This window comes from Cellulomonas sp. URHD0024 (assembly GCF_000426185.1).
Lineage (GTDB): Bacteria > Actinomycetota > Actinomycetes > Actinomycetales > Cellulomonadaceae > Cellulomonas.
On the sequence record NZ_KE384506.1, the window covers coordinates 236,214 to 258,839 of the forward strand.

The following is a 22,626-nucleotide window of genomic DNA, read 5'->3' on the forward strand; positions in this document are numbered from 1 at the left end:
TCGTGGTCATGACGGATGTGCAGGTCAGGGACGCGCCCGACGAGCACCGATTCGAAGCACTCAGCCCGGAGGGCGTCGTCGTCGCGTTCGCGATGTACGACACGATCGGCCCGACGGTCGTGTTCACGCACACCGAGGTGGATCCGCGCTTCGAGGGGCAGGGCATCGCCAGCATCCTGGTGAGGTCAGCCCTTGACGACGTGCGGGCCAGCGGCCGAGACGTCGTCGCCTACTGCCCGTACGTCAAGTCCTGGATCGCTCGGCACCCCGACTACCAGGACCTCGTGCGGCACCCGAAGGGCTAGGCCCCCAGAGCCGCCGAGACCACGTCCTTCGCCTCGGCCTGCACCTGGGCCAGGTGCTCGGCGGACACGAACGACTCGGCGTAGATCTTGTAGACGTCCTCGGTGCCGGACGGCCGGGCGGCGAACCACGCGTTCTTCGTCGTGACCTTCAGGCCGCCGATGGACGCACCGTTGCCGGGTGCCTCGGTCAGCCGCGCCGTGATCTCCTCGCCGGCCAGCGAGGTCGCGGTCACCTGCGACGGCGTCAGCTTCGCCAGGGTCGCCTTCTCCTCGCGGGTCGCGACGGCATCCACGCGGGCATACCAGGACTCGCCGAACTCGGCGACGAGCTCGCGGTGGTGCTCGGAGGGCGACTTGCCGGTCGTGGCCAGGATCTCCGACGCGAGGAGGGCGGGCAGCATGCCGTCCTTGTCCGTGGTCCACACGGTGCCGTCCGTGCGGAGGAACGACGCGCCCGCGGACTCCTCGCCGCCGAACCCCACGGACCCGTCGACGAGGCCCGGCACGAACCACTTGAACCCGACCGGGACCTCGAGCAGGCGTGCGCCCAGCTTGTCGGCGACGCGGTCGATCAGGCTCGACGAGACGAGGGTCTTGCCGATCGCGGTGCCGGGCCGCCAGCCCGGACGCGCGCCGCCGTAGAGGTAGCCGATGGCCACGGCGAGGTAGTGGTTGGGGTTCATGAGGCCGTCGGGTGTGACGATGCCGTGCCGGTCCGAGTCGGCGTCGTTCCCGGTCGCGATGTCGAACGGGGGCGGGTCGCCCGCCATCCTCGCCACCAGCGACGCCATCGCGTACGGCGACGAGCAGTCCATCCGGATCTTGCCGTCCCAGTCGAGCGTCATGAACGCCCAGCGCGGGTCGACCGTCGGGTTCACGACGGTCAGGTCGAGGCCGTAGTGCTCCCCGATCGCACCCCAGTACTCCACGGACGCACCGCCCAGCGGGTCGGCGCCGATCCGCACGCCCGCGGTCCGGATCGCGTCGAGGTCGATGACGTTGGCCAGGTCCGCGACGTACGACGAGAGGAAGTCGTGCCGAAGCGTGGTGTCCGCCGCGAGTGCCTGCTCCGTCGAGACACGCCGCACGTTCCGGAAGCCGGACGCGAGGATCTCGTTCGCGCGGTCCGCGATCCAGCCCGTGGCGTCGGAACCCGCGGGGCCGCCGTCCGGCGGGTTGTACTTGAAACCGCCGTCGCGGGGCGGGTTGTGCGACGGGGTCACGACGATCCCGTCGGCGAGGCCCGGACCCTGGGTCCGCACGCCCTCGGAGGTGCCCGCGCCGTTGTGCCGCAGGATCGCGTGCGAGACGGCGGGCGTGGGCGTGTACGAGTCGCGCGCGTCGATGTGCACCTCGACCCCGGCCGCTGCGAGCACCTCGAGGGCGGACCTCCATGCCGGCTCCGACAGCGCGTGCGTGTCCCGACCGATGAACAGCGGCCCGTCGGTTCCCTGGCTGCGGCGGTACTCGACGATCGCCGCGGTGGTCGCGACGATGTGCGCCTCGTTGAACGCCGTGTCCAGTGCCGAGCCGCGGTGCCCGCTGGTGCCGAACACCACGCGCTGCGCGGGATCGTCCAGGTCGGGCTCGCGGTCGTAGTAGGCGCCGGTGAGGGCGTCCAGGTCGACGAGATCGGACGGCTGGGCGAGAGTTCCGGCGCGCGGGTCCATGCCTCGATCCTCCCCCAAGGACGTGGCGGGCGCACCTCCCGACCTGCGCGTACGTGGTCTCGGGTGTGGCGCCGGTAGCCTGGTCCGCATGGCCAAGAACTCGACCGATTTCGTGCTGCGTCCGTTCGAGGGTCTCCCGGGTGAGCCCGACTGGGTCGCGCTCAAGGAGCTCGTCCCGGCGGCGACCGCCACCGCCCGCACCACCAAGGAGTACGGCGCGGTCGACGTGCTGGTCACCACGGTGCTGCCGACGAGCTGGCCGGCCCTGCACCGCGCGGACGGCACGATCCTCCTGGCGCTGCAGACCACGAGCAGCTCCGGCGACACCAGCCGCGACCTCGCGCACGCACTCCTCGAGGCCATCGACTCCGAGCCCGGCACGGCCGTCGAGACGATCGGCCTGCCCGAGCCTGGCCCGCGCCTGCAGGACGTGCTGGACCTGTCCGTCCCGTTCGTCGTGACGATCGAGGAGTCCTTCGGCTACTGGCTGGACCCGCAGACCGAGCGCACCGCGGACCTCACCGCGGCGATCGAGGAGGCCGACGCCGGCATCATCGACACCCGCAAGCTCGCGACCGCCGACGCGGCGTACTGGTGCCGGATGGGCGCGCGCGAGTTCCTGCGCTGGGCGCAGCCGCTCGAGGAGCAGGTGGTCCTCGACGGCCTCGCGCGCCTGCACGGCGCTCGCGAGTCGGGCTTCGAGGGAGCCAAGTTCGTCGGCTACTTCCGGGCCAGCGGGCTCGTCGTCCCCGTGTGGGAGCTGGCCAAGGGCTCCGAGGCCGAGGACGTCGAGGCACCGCTCGCCGCGTTCAAGGACACGTTCCTCGCCGCGATCGCGGACACCACGCCCCTGGACGCCAACGCTCGTCGCGCCCGCGCAGGCCTCGTGGCGCGCCAGGTCACGTTGCGCTGACACCACCGGGTGAACGGTCGTCCCGTCGCGGCCCTCGGTCCGGTTTCCGCCCGCGTCCGTGGATAGGGTGACTCGTGTGACGCGCAAGGGCGGAAGTGCCGCCTCCTCCAAGGCGGTAGCCGCCGCTCGGGCCGATGAGGCAGCCGTGGCCGTGGACGGCACAGTCGCCTCCTCCAAGGCGGTAGCCGCTGCTCGGGCCGACGAGGCAGCCGTGGCCGTGGACGGCACAGTCGCCTCCTCCGAGGCGGTAGCCGCCGCTCGGGCCGACGCGGCAGCCGTGGCCGTGGACGGCACAGTCGCGACTCCGGGCGCGGATGCCGCTGCGTCGACGGAGGTCGTCGGGCCGACGAGCGGCGCGACGACCGGGACGGCGCACGAGAAGTCCGAGGAGGCCGCGCACCGGCCGCGCGTCAACGACGCCCGCAAGGCGGCGACCGACGCGCGCAAGGCCGCGGCGCACAAGGCGCGGCAGCGGGTGGCCGTGATCATCCCGGCCAAGGACGAGTCCCGGCGCATTGCCGCGACGGTCCGGTCGGCCCGCGCCATCCCGCACGTCGACCTGGTGCTGGTGGTCGACGACGGCTCGGAGGACGACACCCAGCACGTTGCCCGGGACGCCGGCGCGGTCGTCGTCCGGCACTCCCACAACCGCGGCAAGGCGGCGGCCATGGAGACGGGTGCAGCCGTCGTCGCCATGCGGGACGCGCCGGACCGTCAGCCGCGGATCCTGCTCTTCATCGACGGCGACCTCGGTGAGACGGCCGTGAACACGGCCCCGCTGGTGCCGCCGGTGTTCGAGGGTCACGCCGACCTCGCCATCGCGTTGCTGCCGCCGCAGCCGGGCGCCGGTGGGCGGGGCATCGTCGTCGGGGCGTCGCGGCGGGCGATCGCGTCGATGACCGGGTGGACCCCGACGCAGCCGCTGTCGGGCATGCGCTGCCTCACGCGTGCGGCGTTCGAGGCCGCGACGCCGCTGGCTCGTGGGTGGGGTGTCGAGACGGGGATGTCGATCGACCTGCTGCGTGCCGGGTTCCGCGTGATCGAGGTGCCGTGCGAGCTGCGGCACCGACCGTCGGGGACCGACCTCAAGGGGCAGATGCACCGGGCGGCGCAGTACCGGGACGTGCAGCTCGCCGTGAACGCCCGCCGCGTCCGCCGGGCCGCCGGCGCCGTCAAGCGCACCATCACGCCCAAGCCCGGGCCGCCGTCGCATCGCTGACTGCGCCGCCCCCGTAACCTGAGCCCGTGCTCCCGATGACTCGACGGCTTGCTCGCGCCCTGATCACGGCGGCTGTGGGTCTCATGATCGTCGTCGTCGGTGCCGGCCACGCGTCCGCGGAGACGGAGCCGGCGACCCCCGCGGATCTCGTGCTCGTCGGGGTCGGCGGGCTGCACTGGTCGGACGTCGACCGGACGGCCACCCCCACGTTGTGGCGCATGATCGAGCAGGGGTCCGTGGGGTCGATCTCGGTGCACACCGCGAACCCGATCACCTGCCCGGCCGACGGGTGGTTGACCATCTCGGCCGGCGGGCGAGTGGCCGTGCCCGCGGGTGAGAGCGTCGACGTCGGTGAACAGGACCCGGAGTCGGTACCGGCCGACTGTGCGCCGCTGCCCGCCGTCACGCCGGAGACGTCGTCGAAGGAGCCGTCACCGCACGTGGTGAGCGGATGGGATGGCCTGTCTGGTGCCGGCGGCGAGGGCGTGGGGTCACCGGGCACGGTCGGCCAGCGGATCGACGACGCCGGCGCCTGCACGACGGCGGCCGGTCCGGGCGCTGCGATCGCGCTCGCCGACCTCTCCGGCGGTATGTCGCGATACGTGTCGAGCGCCGCGGACCTCGGCCGGTCCGCCCTCGTCGCCTGTCCGGTGACGGTGATCGACCTGGGGGAGCTGCCCGCCGACAGGACCGAGCGCGCCAAGGCCATCGCCGCCCTCGACGCCGAGCTCCGCGTGCTGACCCGGACCGTCGCGCAGGGCACCGATCTCCTGGTCGCCGGTGTCTCGGACAGCCCGACGGGGGAGACGGGGCTGCAGGTCGCGGTCGAGTGGCGTCGCGGGGGTGGCACCGTCGGGTGGCTCTCGTCCGGCTCGACGCGGCGGCCGGGGATCGTGACGCTCGCGGACCTGGGCGCCACGCTGGCGCAGGCCGGCGGCGCGGAGACGAGCGACCTGGACGGCTCGCCGCTCGTCGTGGACTCGGAGCGTCGCCTGGGCACCGGCCGAACGGTGGAGAACCGTCGGTACCTGGCCGAGATGACCGCGATCAGCCCTCAGCTGATGCCTGTGGTCGTGCTCACCGCCGCGGGCGCGGCACTGATCGCCCTGGCCACCGTCGCCATCGCTCGTCGACGACGGCGCACGGTGGCGCCGGCGACGCGCCGCGCCGTGCTCGCCGTCCTCCTGCTCGGCGCGTGCACGCCGGTCGGCACGCACCTGGCGGCGCTGTCCCGCTGGTGGGGATCTCCGGCGCCGCTCTTCGCGGCCACCGGCTGGTACGCGATGGCCGCGACGCTGGCTGCGTTGACGTGCTGGTACGTCTCGCGGGCCATGCCAGCCGGCCGGTGGAGGGTGGCCGCGGCTGTGGCCGGGGTGACGTGGCTGGTTCTGACGCTCGACGGTGTCAGCGGCACGGTGCTGCAGCGCGGCTCGATCCTCGGCAGCGCAGCCGTCGAGGGAGCTCGCTACTACGGTTTCGGCAACACGACCTTCGGCGTCTACGCCGCGTCGGCGCTCCTGCTCGCGGCGGCGCTGGCTTCGTGGCTGTCCGCCGCCGGACGACGGACTGCGGCGATCGGCGTGGTGGTGGCGATCGGTGCCGTGTCGGTCGTGGTGGACGGGTGGCCGACGTTCGGCGCCGACTTCGGCGGTGTGCTGGCGCTGATACCCGCGTTCGCGGTGCTCGCCGTGGGGGTCGCCGGTGCCGTCGTGACGTTCCGTCGCGCCGTGTGGATCGCCGTCGCGGCCGTCGCGGCCGTGGTCGTCGTCTCGGTCGTGGACTGGGCGCGGCCGGGCCGCAGCTCGCACCTCGGGCTGTTCGTTCAGCGGGTCATCGACGGCGACGCCGGCAGCGTCGTCTCAAGCAAGCTGTCCGGCGTCTGGGCGACGGTCGACCAGCCCCTCGGTGCCGCCGCGGCCGTCGTGTGCCTCGCGGTGTGCGCGGCTCTCGTCGGACCCGATCGGTGGCGGCCTCGCGTGCTGCGACGCGCGTACGTGTCCTGGCCGCTCCTGCGGCCCGCGCTGTTCGCCGTCGCGGTCGCTGCTCTGGTGGGATCGCTGGTCAACGACAGCGGGGTCGTCGTCGCCATCGTCGTCCTCGGACTGGCGGGTGTCTGCCTTCTCGTCTCCGGGCTGGCAGACGTGTGGGACGGGCTGCCGGTGACGACGGTCCCGCCTGCCCAGGATGCGCCGCTGCGCCGCGTGGGCGTCGCCGTCGTCGGCGCCGGCGCGGGCCTGCTCACGGCCCTGATCGTCGTGACGGCAGCCGTCCCGCCGCAGGCGGTCGCCGCGGGAGCGGTGACCTCGGGGAACGGGCAGGTCGCCCTGACGCCGGGCAAGCCCGTCGTCGTGCTCGGCACCGGCGGCCTGAGGTGGTCGGACGTGGACCGGGCCGCCACCCCGACGCTGTGGAGACTGCTCCGCGACGGCGCGGCAGCCGGTGGCGTCACTCCCGGCGCGACGGGCGCTGATGCGAGCTGTGCGTCGGCGGGCTGGCTCGCGCTGAGCGCCGGTCGCGCGCCCGTCACCGGGGAGCCTGTCGACGGCACGTGGCAGTGTGCGCCGTGGACGGTCGAGGAGACGGGCGACGGCGCCCGGATCCAGGACTGGGACGCCCTCGAGGGCCTGCAGTCGCGCTCCGAGTTCGACCCGACCATCGGCGAGCTGGGCGACACGCTCGCTGACGGTGGGGTGTGCGCGACCGCCGTGGGAGACGGAGCGGCACTCGCGCTGGCTCGCACGGACGCCACGGTCGGTCGGTATCGCGCCCTCGCGGACGTGACCGCGGACCCCGTCGACGTGTTCGCCTGTCCGCTGACGCTCGTCGCCCTGACTGCGACCCCGCACCAGGGCGGCGATGACCCCGCCGCCCGAGCGCAGGCCCTGAGCGATCTCGACACCGAGGTCCGGCAGGTGCTCAGCGTGGTCCCGGCCGGCTCGACCGTCATGCTCGTCGACACGGGGAACCCCGCGCCCGCGCGCCCGGCGCTCGGGATCGGGCTGCTCGACTCGGACGACGTGTCGGGCATCCGCTACTGGTCGTCACCGTCCACGCGGTGGGTCGGCGTGGTGCGCCTGCTCGACCTGCCTGCCGCGCTCCTCACGGCCGTCGGCGTCACACCGCCCGACGAGTTCACCGGCTCTCCGATCACGGTCGGCCAGGACCGTCCGACCGATGCCGCCACGGCCGTCCGTCAGCTGGCGGACCTCACCGCACGCGACCAGGCCCTCCGCGGGACCGCGGGCACCGTCACGACGACTCCGCTGGTGCTCGCGCTGCTGCTCATCGGCCTGGGCGCAGTGCTGGCGCCGCGGCTGGCGAGGCGGCGTCCGCGCGTCGAGCTGGGCGCCCGCCGCGCGGCTGACGCGGTGCTGCTGGTGCTGGCGAGCCTGCCGGCGGGCGTCTTCCTGATGACGACGACGGCGTGGTGGCGGTTCTCGTCGCCGGTCACGGTCATGTGGCTGGCGGTGGCGGGCTGCACCCTCCTGGTCGCGGCCGCGGCAGCCCTCGTACCGTGGCGCCCGGCCGTCGGCGGCCCGGCCGTGGTCGCGCTGTTCGTCTTCGGCCTTCTGTCGCTCGACGCGCTGCTGGGAACCCCGCTGCACCGCGGCAGCCTGCTCGGGCCGGCGCCCACGCTCGGGGGGCGGTTCTACGGCTTCGGCAACCCCACCTACTCCGTGTACGTCGTGGGTGCGCTGGTCGGAGCAGCCGCCCTCGCCACCTGGTTGCGCCGCTACGGCCGATGGGTGGCCACCGCGGCGGCCGCGGCCGTGTGCGGAACCGCGCTGGTGGTCGACCTCTGGCCGAGCCTCGGCGCCGACGTGGGTGGCGGTCTCGTGCTCCTGCCGGCCGGCGCGATCGTGGTGCTGGCCGCCGCCGGCATCCGCGTCACCTGGCTCAAGCTGCTGGTCGCCGGAGTCGCGGGTGTGCTGTTCGTCGGCGCCATCGCCGTCCTGGACTGGCTGCGTCCGGCGCCGGAGCGGACGCACCTGGGCGTCTTCGTGCAGTCGGTCGCCGACGGCACCGCGTGGGAGACGATCAGCCGCAAGCTCGGCTACGCGGTCGGCACGGTGAACGACGGCTGGGTCACGTGGGTGACCCTCGGGGTCCTCGTGTTCGGTGCGGTGCTGCTGTGGAAGGGCTCGCCGCTGCGGTGGCCCGCGTGGGAGCGGGTCGAGCAGCAGTGGACCCTTGCACGGCCGGTGCTTCTCGCGCTCATGCTGGCCGCCGTGGGCGGCTCGATGGTCAACGACTACGGCATCAAGGTCGCCACGGGGATCCTCGCGGCGCTCCTGCCCCTGCTCGGGATGCTTCTCGCGCGCAGCGCACCCGTGCCGGACGAGCCCGACGACTACCCTGCGGACGAGCAAACCACCTGATGGGAGACCCCATGGCACTGCCCCGCTACGCCTACCTCGGGCCGGCCGGCACGTTCACCGAGGCCGCGCTCCGCCAGGTGGTCGCTGCCGACCAGTGCGTCGACGTGCCGGTGTCGGACGTCGCCACGGCGATCGAGGCGGTGCGCACCGGCCAGGCGGACTTCGCGGTCGTCGCGATCGAGAGCACGGTCGAGGGCGGGGTCACGGCCACGCTCGACAGCCTGGCCGCCGGCAAGCCGCTCGTGATCCTGCGCGAGATGCTCGTGCCGGTGCAGTTCACGTTGGCGGCTGCGCCTGGCGTCGCGCTGGAGAAGGTGCGACGGGTCGCCGCGCACCCGCACGCCTGGGTGCAGTGCCGGCACTGGCTCGCCGCACACCTGCCCGGCGTGGTCCAGGTCCCGGCCACGTCGAACACGGCGCCGGCCGCCCTGATCGCCTCGGGGGAGCAGTCGCTGAGCTTCGACGCCGCCCTCGTGCCGCCCGCAGCGGTGACGTCGTACGGCCTGGCACCGCTCGCCGAGGGCATCGCCGACAACCCGTCGGCCCAGACCCGGTTCGTCGTGGTCGGTCATCCCGGAGCCGTGCCGCCGCCCACCGGGGCGGACAAGACGACGCTCGTGGTGCACCTGCCCGACAACGAGGCCGGCGCGCTGCTCGCCATGCTGGAGCAGTTCGCGGTCCGCGGCGTGAACCTGTCGCGGATCGAGTCCCGGCCCATCGGGGACTCGCTCGGCCGGTACTCGTTCTCGCTCGACGCCGAGGGGCATATCACCGACGAGCGCGTCGGGGAGGCCGTCATGGGCCTTCGTCGCCGGTGCCCCTACGTGCTGTTCGTCGGCTCCTACCCCCGTGCGGACGCCGTCGCGCCGACCGTCCACCTGGGCACCGCCGACGAGGACTTCGTGAGCGCGCGTACGTGGCTGACGGCGCTGCGCAACGGCGAGGCGACCTGACAGAGCACGGACCCGGCGAATGGCCGCAGGTTCCACCTGACGGCCTCCGAAATTCCACGGTAACGACGGTGCTAATAACCGTGTCGCGTCACCCAGTTCGTGCGTGCCGTGCCACTTCGGAATCGCCGGTGGAAAACGCAATCCTTTGAGGTCTGCACCGGCCTACGGATTTGCTGAGCCATAGCACGCGGGGGCGGTCCGCACGCAGGTTTCTGGTGCCATATCCGGCCGGGGACTCGGGCCGCGTGCCAGGAAATTTCCCGGGGATCATGGCGATCGCTCACTCCTTGACGCCAGAAGGGACGGATCGCTACATTTTGGCTGCCGTGGTCGGGGGCGGCTTCTCTCGTTACTAGCGAGTAATAGGTCGACGGCTCTCGCGCACACCAAGGACAGAAGGCAGGGAGCATGAAACTGTTCTCGAAGATTGCGAAGGTCGTCATTGTCTCGAGCGCAATGGCGCTGGTCGGCGCCGGCAGTGCCGCCGCCGCGACGGCCCACTACACCGGGCTATACGTTCAGTCCGGAAGCACGATTCTCGGCGAGATCGACCGTACGACCAGTGCGAACAACCTGGTGTGGGCGGACACCGCCGACGCCAGCGGCGACTTCATGAAGATCCAGGCGCCGACGCGCGACCGTGCGACGTTGAACGGTCACGGCGTGCACGTCTCCGTGGATTACTCGAAGAACGGAACGTTCTGCTACATCTCCGGCGTCATGGCCGACGGCTCGGTCTCCACCGGATGCTCGAGCGGCTGGAACGGCTACGGCACGGTGACGACGAAGGACATCCAGGACTCGGCGTGGATCTTCTGGACCATTCGGAAGCCGTTCGACGCCAACTCCGACTCCATGCGCGGTGGCATCCACATCTGTGAGTCCCGTGTCACGGCCGACCCGTGCTCGGGGAACCGGTACGTCGGAATCAGCTACTAGTCGTGCCAGGACTCGAACTGGAGGGCGTGCACCTGGCCTATGGCCAGGTGCGCGCCCTTGACGACGTCACGCTCGGCGTCGACGACGGTGTCACCGCAGTGCTCGGTGTCAACGGCGCGGGCAAGACGACCCTGATCCGAGTCATGGTGGGCATCCTCCGACCGTCGCAGGGCACGGTCCTGCACGTCGGCGACGGCGGGGCGCGCGGACCGCTCGACGTCCGAGGCCTCGGGAAGCTCGTCGGCTACCTGCCTCAGGACGTCCGCCCCGTGCGTGGGCTCTCGACGACGGACTACCTGCGGTACGCGGGCTACCTCAAGGGACTGGCATCGCGCGACGTCGCGCAGGCTGCTCCCGGACTTCTCGAGCGAGTGGGGCTGGCCGACAAGAGCAAGGTGTCGACCCATCGCCTGTCAGGCGGCATGCTCCGGCGGCTCGGACTGGCTGCCGCGCTCCTCGGGCAACCGCCGGTTCTCGTCCTCGACGAGCCCATGGCCGGTCTCGATCCCCTGCAGCGGACGTCGATGCGGGAGCTCGTCGCCGAGGTCGCCGACGACGCGGCCGTCGTTCTGAGCACGCACCTGGCCGAGGACGTGGCGAGTCTCGCGGATCAGGTCGCGGTTCTCGACGCCGGCGTCCTGCGCTTCTCCGGCTCGCTCGCAGAATTTGCCGGCGAGGCAGCCGACGGCCCTCGCGTGGAGCGCGCATTCATCGAGTGTGTCGCGTCGAGCCAGGCTGCCGGTAGACCGGAGCACCGATGAGGACCTGGATCCTGGCTGTCCGGACCACTCCCGCCCGCTTCCTCTTCCCCATCCTGCTGGGCTTCCAGCTGTGCGTCCTGTTCTACTTCTCCGGCTCCGAGTGGCGGATGGAGTGGCGCTGGGCGATCGACTGGGCCGGCGCCGCGATCCCGTTCGTGGGCCCGGTGCTGGCCGGCTTCGCCGCGTGGCGTTCCCAGTACGTGCGGGCAAGGTTCGGTGAGCTTCTCGGCGCATCCCGCGGGGGAGCGCGGGCCTACGCGTTCGAGTTCGCGGGGGCCATGACCTGGGCCGGCGCGAGTCAGCTCGTGACGGTGTGTGTGGCGTCGGTCGCCGTCGTGCTCGCCGGAGCGGCAGGGTTCCCTCCGCTCGTCGTGCTCGTCTGGCAGCTCGCGACCCTCGCCGGCTACCTCGGCCTCGGCTACGCGGTCGGTCAGCTCTCGTACAGCCGCCTTCTGCCGCCGGTCGTCACGGTCGGCCTGTTCTTCGCGTCGGTGCAGAGCGCCAACGGCTCGCTCCCGACCCTGTGGTTCGAGGTCGGTGGGGCTACGGCGTCTCTCGCCGGGTTGACGTGGAACCCGGAGGTCGTGGTCGCCCAGACGGTCCTGGGGGTCAGCCTCGCGCTCCTGCCCTTCGTCGTCGTCAGACCGGTCTCGCGGGTCGTCGTTCGTGCGTCGATCGGCGTGGTCGCGCTCGTCGCCGTCGTGGGCTCCCTCTCTACGCTCGCGAGCTCAGGCGAGGACCGGTTCGCCTACGCCAGCGACTCCGGCCGGGTGTGTTCGGGCCATGACCCCGAGGTGTGCCTGCTGCCGGAGAACACCCCGTCCCACACCGCGGTCGACGCCGTCTTCCGGTCTCTCAGCGACGCAGCGGGCGGCCCCGGAGGTGGAGCGCCGGCGAAGTTCGTGCAGGCGCTCGGCGGGCGACAGACCTCCGAACCCGGGCAGGAGTTCGTCCTCAACGGCGGAACGGTCACGCCGGACGGTGCCGATCCCGTCGCGCTCGTGCACTATTTCGCGTGGAACCGTGACTGCCTCTGGTCCGACGAGGCGCCTCCGCTGGCGGCCCGGAACGCGCTGGACCAGCTCCAGCAGGTGCTGCTCGTGCGCGCGCACTTCCTGCCCGCAGACGGCGCCTCGAGCGATGTGGCGCCCCTGCTGCGCCAACCAGAGGCGGTCCAGCGCGACTGGATCACGCGAACGCTGGCCCTCTCGGAGTCGTGTGCTTTCGCCCAGCTCGCGCCGTGGGGACCGTGACGGCTCGTGTGGAACTATCTGCGGGCGCGCAGGGGAAAGACCGTCGGCCTGGTCCTGGCCGTCGCTTTTCTGCTCGTCGGCATGAGTTCGGCCGTCGTCGTCAGTGCACCTTTTCAGCACGACCCGATCCCGATCCGGTTGGTTCTCCTGAGCCCGGTGCTGACCGTGGTCGCATTCGCGCCGTCGATGCCCGCGCCCGCGCCTGACCTCGAGGCCATGTATGTGGCCCATGCTCGGCGCGGCAGGACCATTCTCGCGGCGGCGATCGCGTCCGCGTCAATGATCGCCGCGCTCGTGGTGCTGGCGCTGGACACTGATTCTTCCCTTGCGCTGGCGGCCGCCCGAAACGGCTTCATGCTCGACGCCGCCCTCTTGCTCGCGGTGACATTCGTGTCGGTCGATCTGGGGTGGGTCGCTCCCGTCGTGCTCGTCGCGGTCACGTATGTCGTCGGACTCGATCCGCTGACGCTTGCGCCCCGGTCGTGGGCGTTCCTCCTGGCTCCGGCAAACGCCGCGAGCACGGCCATCGGCATCCTGGCGCTGGGCGTCGGGTCGTGGGCCTTCGTCCGTCAACAACGAGGTGAACTGTGATGGCTCTCATGAACGAGGCGACGGGCACAGGGCGGCGTAGGGCGAGCACCGGGACGTGGGTGGTGCTCGGTCTCGGCGTCGTCGTGGCGGCGCTCCTGCTCGGGCGAGCGTGGGGGGAGTCCTCGCAGCGTGCCGACGATGCACCGGTCACCATCCACGGCTCGGTGGTCTCCCTCGACCCGGACGGGAGCGTGGGCTGCATCGAACCACTGGGGAAGGACGGCGTGGATCAGGTGTGCGGGCCGATCCACCCGGCACGCGGTCTCGACGTCCGGGTGGGGGCGACGGTCGACGGCTACGAGCTGGCGGGTATCGCCGCCGACGGGACCGACGTGCGGCTCGTTGCCGTGACAGCTGTCGAGAAGTAGACGGCTGCCGCGCCCGGCCGCGGAACCTAGCCGACCGCCGGGGCGTAGGCCCGGACGTGGGCGATCAGCTGCTTGGCGCTGTCCTTGCTGAGCGTCTCGCCCGTCCACGGCTCCTGGAGCTCCATGGTGCTGCCGTCGCGGAACGCGAGGGTCAGCTTCACCGGGATCTCCTTGTGGACGACGGCGGATGCGAGATCGTCGAACGGCACGAACCGGTGCGTCGTGATGAGCTGCTCGACGCTGGCGGAGCGCAGCACGTTGACCATCCGGTCCTTGCCGGTACCGGCGCCGCTCGCGGGGATCGGCACCAGGATCAGCCCGTTGTCCAGCACGAGGACGTCGAGCTTCGAACCGTCCACCTTCATGCTCCCGATCCCGCCGACGACCTCGGCCCCCGGCGCCGTCGGCGTCTCGGGGATCTGGACGACCGCGCCGAGGTCGACCCCGAGCTCAGCCAACCGGGTGCGCGCCGCCGGGACCGTCGCCGGGTCCGCGGCCAACGCGACGAGCGACGTGACGTCGACGTCTCGGCCCGCGGCGTCGACCAGTCTGGCGGCCCCGCTCCATGAGTGCTCCCAGAGCGCCGCCCCCGAGGTCACGAGGGCGAGGTCGATCACGACCCGCAGCGGCTCGTCCAGCGGTCCGTCGAGGCCGAGCACCGAACTCAGGGCGACCTGCTGGCCGGACTCGATGACGTCGAGCACCGTGCCGAGGTTGCCCTGCGGGGTCACAGCCACTCGCGCTGCGGCGCGGCACACGATGGCGGCCCTGCGCTCCCGGTTCGCGATGATCGACCGCGACGTCACCTCCGACCACTCGAGCTGGGTGCGGTCCTCCACCTTGAGCACGTGCTGCGCCACGTGGGCGGCGTGTCGGGCGAAGTCCTGGACGAGCACCTTCGCGGGCCGCGTGTCTCGCAGGGGTGCAGGGTCGGGCATCCGGTCCATCGCAGCGACGCGGGCCGCGATGGACGGGTGCGAGTCCCAGCGGGACTGCTCCGCGGGCGGCGCGTCCGCGCGCAACGACTCGAGCTCGCCTGCGCGCCCGACGAGCATGTCGCCGAAGCCGCCGAAGAAGGCCTCCGCGGTGGGCGCGTAGCCGTCCTCCCACCCGGCGTTCACGTAGTGGTCCAGGTAGAAGTTCCAGGCGGCGTCGGCCAACGGGATCTCCCGGAGCGCGCCCTGGGCGGTCGCTCGGCCTGCGACCTGCACGGAGAGCTGGTCCGCCTCGAGCTCCTGGCGACGGTTCACGGCCGCACCGACGATCAGGTACAGCTTGGCGTACTGCTTGAGGATGATGCCGACGAGGTTCTTGTCGAGCTGCTCGACCGTGGCGCCGATGGCCTGCCGGCCGCGGTAGGCCAGCGGCCCGAGCCGGGTGTGGCTGCGCGAGTAGTGCCCGAGCTCGTGCGCGAGGACCGAGCGCAGCTGCCCGACGTCGAGCGCCTGCACCAGCGGCACGCCGAGGTAGAGGGTCCGCCGGCCGCCGACGAGGCCCAGGAGGCGGGACTCTTCCGACACCGCGGCGTTGACGACGGGCCCGAGCCGGATCTCGTCGGGAACACGCGTGTCGGCGACGGCCGCGAGCTCGTGGATGGTCGCCCAGAGCGCCGGTGCGTCGGACTCCGTGAGCGTCGGCCCGGTCGGTGCCTTGGGACGCGCGTGGGCCACCTTCCAGAGAGCGACGACGATCGAGATCGAGACGAACAGGGACCCGGCCGCGAGCTTGAACCCGTTGAACCCTTCGCCGTTGTGGAACGCCCACACACTTCCCCAGACCATGAGCCCGAGAAGGCCGAACGCGACGACGTAGAAGCCGGCGAGCATGAGGACGGAGATCGCGGCGCGCAGCGTGGTGGTCATGGCCGAGCTCCCCCTGGATGGCCGCCCGCTGCGGCATATGCGCGGATACTAGCGACCGGCGGTGACAGCGACCATCGCCTGGTCGTGTGAGCGTCAGACCGCGCCGACCCGCACGACCAGCGCACCCGGGTCGATGCGCGCGCTCAGCTCCGCCACTCGGCCCACCAGGTCGCCGTCGACCTGCACGTGCTCACCGCCCTGGACCACGAGTCGGACCTCCTGCGCGCGGGTGTGGTCGATGCGGCCGATCTTGGCGGGCAGGTCGTTGCGGACGCCCACGCCCTGCATCATCACCTCGCCCCACAGCTGCGCCCAGCCCGCGATGCCCGCGCGCGTGTCGATGGCGGCGATGTCCAGCCAGCCGTCGTCGAGGACCGCGTCCGGGAGCAGGGTGATGCCGCCGGGGAGCTTGCCGCAGTTGCCGATGAGCAGGCTGCGCAGGCGGGCCGACCGCATCGGCTGGTCGTCGAGCACCAGGTGGATGCGCGTCCGTCGGCCGTGCAGGTGCTTGAACCCGGCGACGAAGTACGCGATCCAGCCGACGCGGCGCTTGAGCTGCTCGTCGGTGTCCGCCACCATCGCGGCGTCGAACCCCAGGCCCGCGATGACCAGGAACAGGTGGTCGCGCTGCGTCTCCTCCTCCCCGACGGTGCCGCCGTCGACCTCCGACTCCCACGTGATCACCTTGAGCCAGCCGACGTCGATGGTCCGGTCGCGGCCGTCCAGGGCGATCCGCATGGCCTCGAGCGGGTCGCTCAGCGGCAGGTCGAGGTTGCGGGCCAGCAGGTTGCCGGTGCCGAGCGGCATCAGGCCCATCGGGATCCCGGTACCGACCAACCCCTCCGCGACCGCGCGCACGGTCCCGTCGCCGCCGACCGCCACCACCACGTCCGCCCCCTCGGCCACCGCCTTGCGGGTCTGCCCGACACCCGGGTCGGCCACGGTCGTCTCGTACCAGAGCGGCTCGGGAAGGTGGCGTTCGCGCCGGCTGCGTTCGATCGCCGCGCGCAGCAGTGCGACGTCGGGCTTGGAGGGATTGGCGACGAACGCGACGAGCTGGCCCTTGCCCTCGACGTCCCGCGCGAGCTGCAGTGCTCGTCGGCTGGCGCTCCCGCGCGGCGACTCGATCCGGCGGCGGAGCTCCTTCTTGCGCAGCCAGAGCGCGAGGACGAGCAGGACTGCCGAGAGCACGGCGACGCCCAGGCTCGCCATGACCCAGGCCTCCCATGTCATGCGCCGAATCTACGGCCCCGATGCCGGGATGCATCCGTCGATACCCGGCGCGGCACGTCCGGATTGAACCGGCGAGTTCGTGCGTCCGAGCTCAGTTCGTGCGTTGAAACGCACGAACTCGACTGAAACGCACGAATTCGGCGCGCGCTGGGAGACCGGCGGGCGGTGGGTCGCCGGGTCGGTAGGGTCTGGGGGTGATCGATTTGCGGCTCCTGCGGGAGGATCCTGACGTCGTCCGGGCGAGCCAGGTGGCGCGGGGCGACGACCCCCACCTGGTCGACCAGGTCCTCGACGCCGATGCCCGACGGCGCTCCGCGCTGACCGACTTCGAGACGCTGCGCGCCGAGCAGAAGTCCCTCGGCAAGCAGGTGGCGCAGGCCTCCGGCGACGAGAAGCAGGCCCTGCTGAGCCGCGGCAAGCACCTGGCCGAGCAGGTCAAGGCGCTGCAGGCCGACGCCGACGCCGCCGAGGCGCTGGCCACCGAGCTGAGCCGCCGCATCTCCAACGTGGTCGAGGACGGCGTCCCGGCGGGCGGCGAGGACGACTACGTCGTGCTCAAGCACGTCGGCGAGGGCCGCGACTTCCAGGCAGAGTTCGGCGCGGACTTCGTCGTGAAGGACCACCTCGAGATCGGCGAGGGGCTCGCCGCGATCGACACCGTGCGCGGCGCCAAGGTGTCCGGGGCCCGGTTCTACTACTTGACCGGGATCGGTGCGCGGCTCGAGCTGGCGCTGCTGAACGCGGCCGTGGACAAGGCTCTGAGCGCAGGGTTCACACCGGTCATCACCCCGACGCTGGTCAAGCCCGAGGTCATGGCCGGCACCGGGTTCCTCGGCGCCCACGCGGACGAGGTCTACCGCCTCGAGGCCGACGACCTGTACCTCGTCGGCACCAGCGAGGTCGCCCTCGCCGGCTACCACTCGGGGGAGATCCTCGATCTCAGCACCGGCCCCAAGCGCTACGCGGGCTGGTCGGCCTGCTACCGGCGCGAGGCCGGCTCGTACGGCAAGGACACCCGCGGGATCATCCGCGTGCACCAGTTCCACAAGGTCGAGGCCTTCAGCTATACGACGATCGAGGACGCCGCCGACGAGCACCGCCGCATCCTCGCGTGGGAGGAGGAGATGCTCGGGCTGGCCGAGCTCCCCTACCGCGTGATCGACACCGCGGCCGGCGACCTGGGCTCCAGCGCGGCGCGCAAGTTCGACTGCGAGGCGTGGCTGCCCAGCCAGCAGCGCTTCCTCGAGCTGACGTCGACCTCCAACTGCACGACCTTCCAGGCCCGCCGGCTCGGCATCCGTGAGCGCACGGCGGACGGCTCGATGCGGCCCGTCGCCACGCTCAACGGCACCCTGGCGACGACCCGCTGGCTGGTCGCGCTGCTCGAGAACCACCAGCTCGCCGACGGCTCTGTGCGTGTTCCGGAGGGCCTGCGGCCGTACCTCGGAGGCCTCGAGGTGCTGGAGCCCACGCGATGACGCCCCGCCCGACGCCGACGGGGCTCGTCGCGCTGGACGTCGACGGCACGCTCATGACGTACGACGGGGTCATCTCGCCAGGTGTCGTCGCGGAGGTCGAGCGGCTGCGGGACGCCGGGGTGCACGTCGTCCTGGCCACCGGTCGCGGGGTGCACTCGGCGGTCCCGGTGGCGACCGAGCTCGGACTGACCTCCGGCTGGGTGGTCTGCTCCAACGGGGCGGTGACTGCCCGGATCGACCCGGCCGCGGAGCATGGCTACGAGGTGACGAACACCGTCACGTTCGACCCCGGGCCCGCCCTGCGGGCGATCGTCATGGAGCTGCCCGACGCGCTGTACGCCGTCGAGGACCTGGGTGTCGGCTTCCGCGTCTCCGGCGACTTCCCCGACGGCGAGCTGTCCGGCGAGCTGGAGCGGGTCTCGTTCGAGGAGCTCACCACCACCCCCGCGACCCGCGTCATCATCCGCGCGCCCGGCAGCAGCCCCGACGACTTCCACGCCGTCGTCGCCCGGGTGGGGCTGCACGAGGTCGAGTACGCCGTGGGGTGGAGCGCCTGGCTCGACCTCACACCGGGTGGGGTGTCCAAGGCGAGCGCCCTGGAGGAGATCCGGCGCCGGCTCGGCGTCGAACCGCACTCGACCGTGGCGATCGGCGACGGGTCCAACGACATCCAGATGCTGCGCTGGGCGGCGCGCGGTGTGGCCATGGGGCATGCGCCTGAGCCCACCCGCCTGGCCGCCGACGAGGTCACCGGCGGCATCGAGGACGACGGTGCGCTCGCGGTCCTGCGCAGCCTGGTGGCCTGACCGCGCGTCCTTCGTCGGAACCTCGCTCTGTGACCGCCGGACCCGAGCTCTGACCGCCTAGCCTTTCCCCGTGCCCGCCCCGCTGCTCTTCGCGCTGTCCGGGCTGACGCAGTACCTCGGGGCCGCGGTGGCGGTGCGGGTGTTCGGCACGCTGACGCCGGCGACGGTCGCGTGGCTGCGGGTGTCGGTGGCCGCGATCGTGCTCCTCCTGTGGCGCCGGCCGTGGTCGACGCGAGGCGTGTGGACGTGGCCCGCGCTGCGCACCGCGATCGTGTTCGGCGTGGTGCTGGCGGCGATGAACGTGACCTTCTACATCGCGATCGACCACCTGCCGCTGGGCACGGCCGTCGCCATCGAGTTTCTCGGCCCCGTGGCGGTCGCCGCGTTCACGGGGCACGGCTGGCGCGACCGGGTCGGCATCGGCATCGCCGCGCTCGGTGTGGTGCTGCTCGCGGGCGTGTCGCTGAACGGCGGCTCCGGGGCGGCGATCGGGCTCGTCGCGATCCTTCTCGCGGCCGCGTGCTGGGCGGCGTACATCCTGCTCGGCCGACGGGTCGCACGCGGGCGGGCCGGGGGAGTCACCGGCCTGTCGGTCGCGATGGCCGCCGGTGCCGTGGTGTTCGCGCCGTTCCTCGCGTCCGGCGCGGTTCCGGTGCTGCACGACGGCCGTCTGGCGCTGCTGGTCGTCGTGATCGCCGTCTGCTCCTCGGTCATCCCGTACGCCATCGAGCAGCTGGTGCTGCGGCGCGTCCGGGCCGCCACCTTCGCGGTCCTGCTCGCGATGCTGCCCGCCATGGCGGCCGTCGTCGGCGCCGTCGCCCTGCGGCAGGTGCCGCACGGCCTGGACGTCGTCGGCCTGCTCCTGGTGACGGGCGCGATCGTCCTGACGGGTCTGAACACCGAGACCGAGGAGCCCCCGCCTCCGGCCTGACGGGTCCGCTGGGGCGCGAGTTCGTGCGTTCGAGTCGACTTCGTGTGTAGGAACGCACGAACTCGACGCGAACGCACGAACTGGGGCGGCGGCGGAAGCGTGGCACTCAGAGGTACTGGCCGGTTGAGCGCTGGGGCTCCTCGTCGGACGACAATCCCACCCCCGGGCCCCGTGGAAGTGCGCGGCGCGGGCCGGCCACCTGGATCTGGTTGCCCATCTGCTGCACCACCAGGGCGGTCTGGATCCCGTGGAACAGCCCCTCGAGCCAGCCGACCAGCTGGGCCTGGGCGATCCGCAGCTCGGCGTCCGAGGGCGCCTGCTCCTCGACGAACGGGAGGGTGATGCGGTGCAGCTCGTCGACGAGCTCGGGTGAGAGCCCCTCCTCCAGCTCGGCCAGCGAACGCTCGTGGATCTCGGCGAGCCGCAGGCGGGCGGCGTCGTCCAGGGGTGCGCTGCGGACCTCGTCGAGGAGCTGCTTGATCATCGTCCCGATGCGCATGACCTTGGCCGGCTGCTCGACCAGCGAGGAGACGTCCTCGCCCTCGGTCGGCGTCTCGTCGGACGGGTTCACGATGACGACGCGGGGCGTCCGGGGTTCGCTCTCAGTCATCTGGGCATTCTCGTCCGACGACGACGAATCCGCCCGACGCTCGTCGCCTGAGGACATCTCGTTAGGGTGGTTGCATGGCCTGGCTGACTAACCCTGCGCACACTCGTTGGCTCGAAGCCGAAACCGATCGGCTGCTCGACTTCGGCCGGCGCAGCGTCGTCCCGGGCGGCTTCGCACGGCAGGACGAGGCGGGAGAGCCCGTCGAGGGACCGCTCGAGCTCTGGGTCGCCTGCCGGATGACGCACGTCTACGCCATCGGGCATCTGCTCGGGCGCGCCGGGTCCGCCGCGCTCGTCGACCACGGCCTCGACGCGCTACGCGGTGCGTTCCACGACGACGAGCACGGCGGCTGGTTCGCGGAGGTCTCCCGCGACGGCACCCCGGTCGACGACAGCAAGGCCGCCTACCCGCATGCGTTCGCCATCCTGGCGACGTCCAGCGCGACCGCAGCGGGCCGGCCCGGTGCGCGCGAGCTCCTCGACGAGGCGCTCGCGGTGTCCGAGGAACACTTCTGGGACGACGAGGCGGGCCTGTCCGTCGAGCAGTGGGACCGCACGTTCAGCACGCTCGACGGCTACCGCGGGGTCAACGCCAACATGCACACGGTCGAGGCCTACCTGGCCGCCGCCGACGTCACCGGTGACCGCGTCTGGCTGGACCGGGCGTACCGGATCGTCAGCCGCGTGGTGCACGGCTTCGCGGCCGGCAACGAATGGCGCATCCCCGAGCACTTCGACGAGCGGTGGAACCCGGACCTCGACTACAACATCGACGAGCCAGCCCACCCGTTCCGCCCCTACGGCGCCACGATCGGGCACTGGCTCGAGTGGGCCCGGCTCACGCTGCACGCCCGAGCGGCTCTCACCGCCGCCGGCGACGTCGCACCGGCCTGGATGCTCACCGACGCGACCGCGCTCTTCGACGCCGCCGTCGCCGAGGGCTGGGAGGTCGACGGCGCCCCGGGGTTCGTCTACACGGTCGACTGGTCGGGCCGGCCCGTCGTGCGTGAGCGCATGCACTGGGTCGCCGCGGAGGCGACCGCTGCCGCTGCGGCACTGCACGCAGCGACCGGCGAGCAGCGGTTCGACGACTCCTACACCCAGTGGTGGGAGTACATCGGTGAGTACCACCTGGACCGGGTCGGTGGTTCGTGGTGGCACGAGCTGGGTCCGACGAACGAGGTGTCCCGGACGGTCTGGGCCGGCAAGGCCGATCTCTACCACGCACTCCAGGCCACGCTCATCCCGCGCCTGCCGCTGACCCCCGTGATCGTCCCGGCGCTGGCCGCGGGCCTCCTGGACTGACCCGCCCGGCGGGGACCTCACGGGTCAGGGCAGGAGCAGAACCTTGCCGAAGGCTTCGCCGGACTCGAGCAGGCGGTGGGCCTCCGGGGCCTCGTCGAAGGAGAGGCGGGTGTGCACGACAGGGTGCACGGAGCCGTCGTCGAGGAACGGCCACACGTGCCGTCGGACGCCATCGACGATCGCGATCCGCTGATCGAGGGGACGTGACCGCAGCATCGTGCCCAGGACCGCGGCACGTTTGGCCATGAGGGTCGAGAGGTCGATCTCGCCGCGCCTGCCCTGCTGGAGCCCGATGACGACGAGCCGGCCGTCCTGGGCGAGTATCGCGAGGTTCTCCGCGAGGCCGCCCGCGCCGAGCACGTCGAGGATGACGTCGACCCCCCGCTCGCCGGTCGCGGCGAGGACACGGCCCGCCAGGTCGGGCAGACGGTGGTCGAAGGACGAGGCCGCGCCGAGAGCCCCGAGGCGGGCGGTGCGCTGGGGCCCGCCCGCCGTCGCGAGGACCCGGGTACCCAGGGCGTGGGCGATCTGGACCGCCAGCGACCCGATCCCGCCGGAGCCGCCGCGCACCAGGAGAGTCTCACCCGGTGAGAGCCGGGCCGCCCGCAAGTTGGACCAGACCGTGGCGACGCCCTCCGGGAGAGCCGCCGCGTCGATCGTCGAGACGCGATCGGGAATGCGGAGAGCCAGACCCGCCGGGACCACCGCACGCTCGGCGTACCCGCCACCCGGCAGCAGGGCCGCGACCCGGTCACCCACGCGCCAGCCGTCCCCAGCCACACCCGCGCCGACCTCGAGGACCGTGCCGGACACCTCCAGCCCGGGCCACGAGGGTGCCTCCGGCGGTGGTGGGTACTGTCCGAGGCGCTGCAGGATGTCTGCACGGTTGACGCCGGCAGCGGCGACCTGCACCGTCAGGTCACGCGGTCCGGCCTCCGGTTCGGGCACCTCGCGGACGGCGAGGACCTCCGGGCCACCCTTCTCGGAGATCACGACAGCGCGCACCAGCGCACAGTAACTCTCGGCAAGATCCGCGCACTTCTCGGTACCG

General features: G+C 72.2%; 19 protein-coding genes. 14 read left to right on the top strand and 5 right to left on the bottom strand.

The window, feature by feature from the left end; translation table 11 throughout:
- The first annotated feature begins 8 nt into the window (after positions 1-8).
- Positions 9-305, top strand: a complete 297-nt coding sequence (locus I847_RS0120810; protein WP_028051251.1) for a GNAT family N-acetyltransferase — start codon at positions 9-11, stop codon at positions 303-305.
- On the opposite strand, the gene pgm is transcribed toward I847_RS0120810, so the two are convergent.
- Positions 302-1,975, bottom strand: coding sequence for a phosphoglucomutase (alpha-D-glucose-1,6-bisphosphate-dependent) (pgm, locus tag I847_RS0120815; RefSeq protein WP_028051252.1), 1,674 nt, complete (start codon positions 1,973-1,975; stop codon positions 302-304). The two genes, I847_RS0120810 and pgm, sit on opposite strands and share 4 nt — an antisense overlap.
- Before the next feature lie 88 nt (positions 1,976-2,063).
- On the opposite strand from pgm, the gene I847_RS0120820 reads away from it, so the two are divergent.
- From I847_RS0120820 to I847_RS0120860, 9 genes are all read left to right on the top strand, one after another.
- Positions 2,064-2,888 (top strand): DUF5926 family protein, encoded by an 825-nt coding sequence (locus I847_RS0120820; RefSeq protein WP_028051253.1) that lies wholly within the window; start codon positions 2,064-2,066, stop codon positions 2,886-2,888.
- A 475-nt stretch (positions 2,889-3,363) separates the two neighbouring features.
- On the top strand, positions 3,364-4,107 hold the full coding sequence (locus I847_RS25170; protein ID WP_051275157.1) for a glycosyltransferase family 2 protein: 744 nt from the start codon (positions 3,364-3,366) through the stop codon (positions 4,105-4,107).
- Between the two features lie 35 nt (positions 4,108-4,142).
- A complete protein-coding gene (locus I847_RS25175) occupies positions 4,143-8,486 on the top strand; it encodes a hypothetical protein (protein WP_051275158.1) in 4,344 nt (1,447 codons plus the stop codon).
- Between the two features lie 11 nt (positions 8,487-8,497).
- Positions 8,498-9,439, top strand: a complete 942-nt coding sequence (gene pheA, locus I847_RS0120835; RefSeq protein ID WP_231384312.1) for a prephenate dehydratase — start codon at positions 8,498-8,500, stop codon at positions 9,437-9,439.
- 408 nt (positions 9,440-9,847) lie between these two features.
- On the top strand, positions 9,848-10,378 hold the full coding sequence (locus I847_RS0120840) for a hypothetical protein (protein WP_155856253.1): 531 nt from the start codon (positions 9,848-9,850) through the stop codon (positions 10,376-10,378).
- A 2-nt stretch (positions 10,379-10,380) separates the two neighbouring features.
- Entirely contained in the window at positions 10,381-11,139 is a 759-nt protein-coding gene (locus tag I847_RS0120845; RefSeq protein WP_196804640.1) for an ATP-binding cassette domain-containing protein, read from the top strand.
- Positions 11,136-12,392 carry a hypothetical protein gene (locus I847_RS25180; RefSeq protein ID WP_034611415.1) on the top strand — a complete coding sequence of 419 codons (1,257 nt, stop codon included), beginning with the start codon at positions 11,136-11,138 and terminating at the stop codon, positions 12,390-12,392. Before I847_RS0120845 ends, I847_RS25180 begins: the two co-directional genes overlap by 4 nt.
- A gap of 6 nt (positions 12,393-12,398) precedes the next feature.
- Positions 12,399-12,983, top strand: coding sequence for a hypothetical protein (locus I847_RS0120855; RefSeq protein WP_028051257.1), 585 nt, complete (start codon positions 12,399-12,401; stop codon positions 12,981-12,983).
- Complete coding sequence (locus I847_RS0120860; protein WP_028051258.1) at positions 12,983-13,351, top strand: hypothetical protein; 369 nt, start codon at positions 12,983-12,985, stop codon at positions 13,349-13,351. Before I847_RS0120855 ends, I847_RS0120860 begins: the two co-directional genes overlap by 1 nt.
- Positions 13,352-13,377: 26 nt before the next feature.
- Here the strand turns inward: I847_RS0120860 and I847_RS0120865 are convergent, their stop codons facing one another.
- Positions 13,378-15,213 (bottom strand): M48 family metallopeptidase, encoded by a 1,836-nt coding sequence (locus I847_RS0120865; RefSeq protein ID WP_028051259.1) that lies wholly within the window; start codon positions 15,211-15,213, stop codon positions 13,378-13,380.
- Between the two features lie 93 nt (positions 15,214-15,306).
- Positions 15,307-16,446, bottom strand: a complete 1,140-nt coding sequence (locus I847_RS0120870) for a diacylglycerol kinase family protein (RefSeq protein WP_028051260.1) — start codon at positions 16,444-16,446, stop codon at positions 15,307-15,309.
- A gap of 194 nt (positions 16,447-16,640) precedes the next feature.
- Between I847_RS0120870 and serS the strand changes: the two genes are divergently transcribed.
- The 3 genes from serS (at position 16,641) to I847_RS0120885 (ending at position 19,661) form a co-directional block, all read left to right on the top strand.
- Positions 16,641-17,924 (top strand): serine--tRNA ligase, encoded by a 1,284-nt coding sequence (serS, locus tag I847_RS0120875; protein WP_028051261.1) that lies wholly within the window; start codon positions 16,641-16,643, stop codon positions 17,922-17,924.
- The gene (locus tag I847_RS0120880) at positions 17,921-18,730 is read left to right on the top strand and encodes an HAD family hydrolase (RefSeq protein WP_028051262.1); all 810 of its coding nucleotides are present in this window, start codon (positions 17,921-17,923) and stop codon (positions 18,728-18,730) included. Before serS ends, I847_RS0120880 begins: the two co-directional genes overlap by 4 nt.
- 70 nt (positions 18,731-18,800) lie before the next feature.
- Positions 18,801-19,661, top strand: coding sequence for a DMT family transporter (locus I847_RS0120885; protein ID WP_028051263.1), 861 nt, complete (start codon positions 18,801-18,803; stop codon positions 19,659-19,661).
- Positions 19,662-19,767: 106 nt separating this feature from the next.
- Here I847_RS0120885 and I847_RS0120890 read toward each other — a convergent pair whose 3' ends face one another.
- Positions 19,768-20,271, bottom strand: a complete 504-nt coding sequence (locus I847_RS0120890) for a bacterial proteasome activator family protein (RefSeq protein ID WP_028051264.1) — start codon at positions 20,269-20,271, stop codon at positions 19,768-19,770.
- Between the two features lie 74 nt (positions 20,272-20,345).
- On the opposite strand from I847_RS0120890, the gene I847_RS0120895 reads away from it, so the two are divergent.
- The gene (locus I847_RS0120895; RefSeq protein ID WP_028051265.1) at positions 20,346-21,575 is read left to right on the top strand and encodes an AGE family epimerase/isomerase; all 1,230 of its coding nucleotides are present in this window, start codon (positions 20,346-20,348) and stop codon (positions 21,573-21,575) included.
- A 24-nt stretch (positions 21,576-21,599) separates the two neighbouring features.
- Here I847_RS0120895 and I847_RS0120900 read toward each other — a convergent pair whose 3' ends face one another.
- The gene (locus I847_RS0120900; protein ID WP_028051266.1) at positions 21,600-22,580 is read right to left on the bottom strand and encodes an NAD(P)H-quinone oxidoreductase; all 981 of its coding nucleotides are present in this window, start codon (positions 22,578-22,580) and stop codon (positions 21,600-21,602) included.
- Positions 22,581-22,626 lie beyond the last annotated feature (46 nt).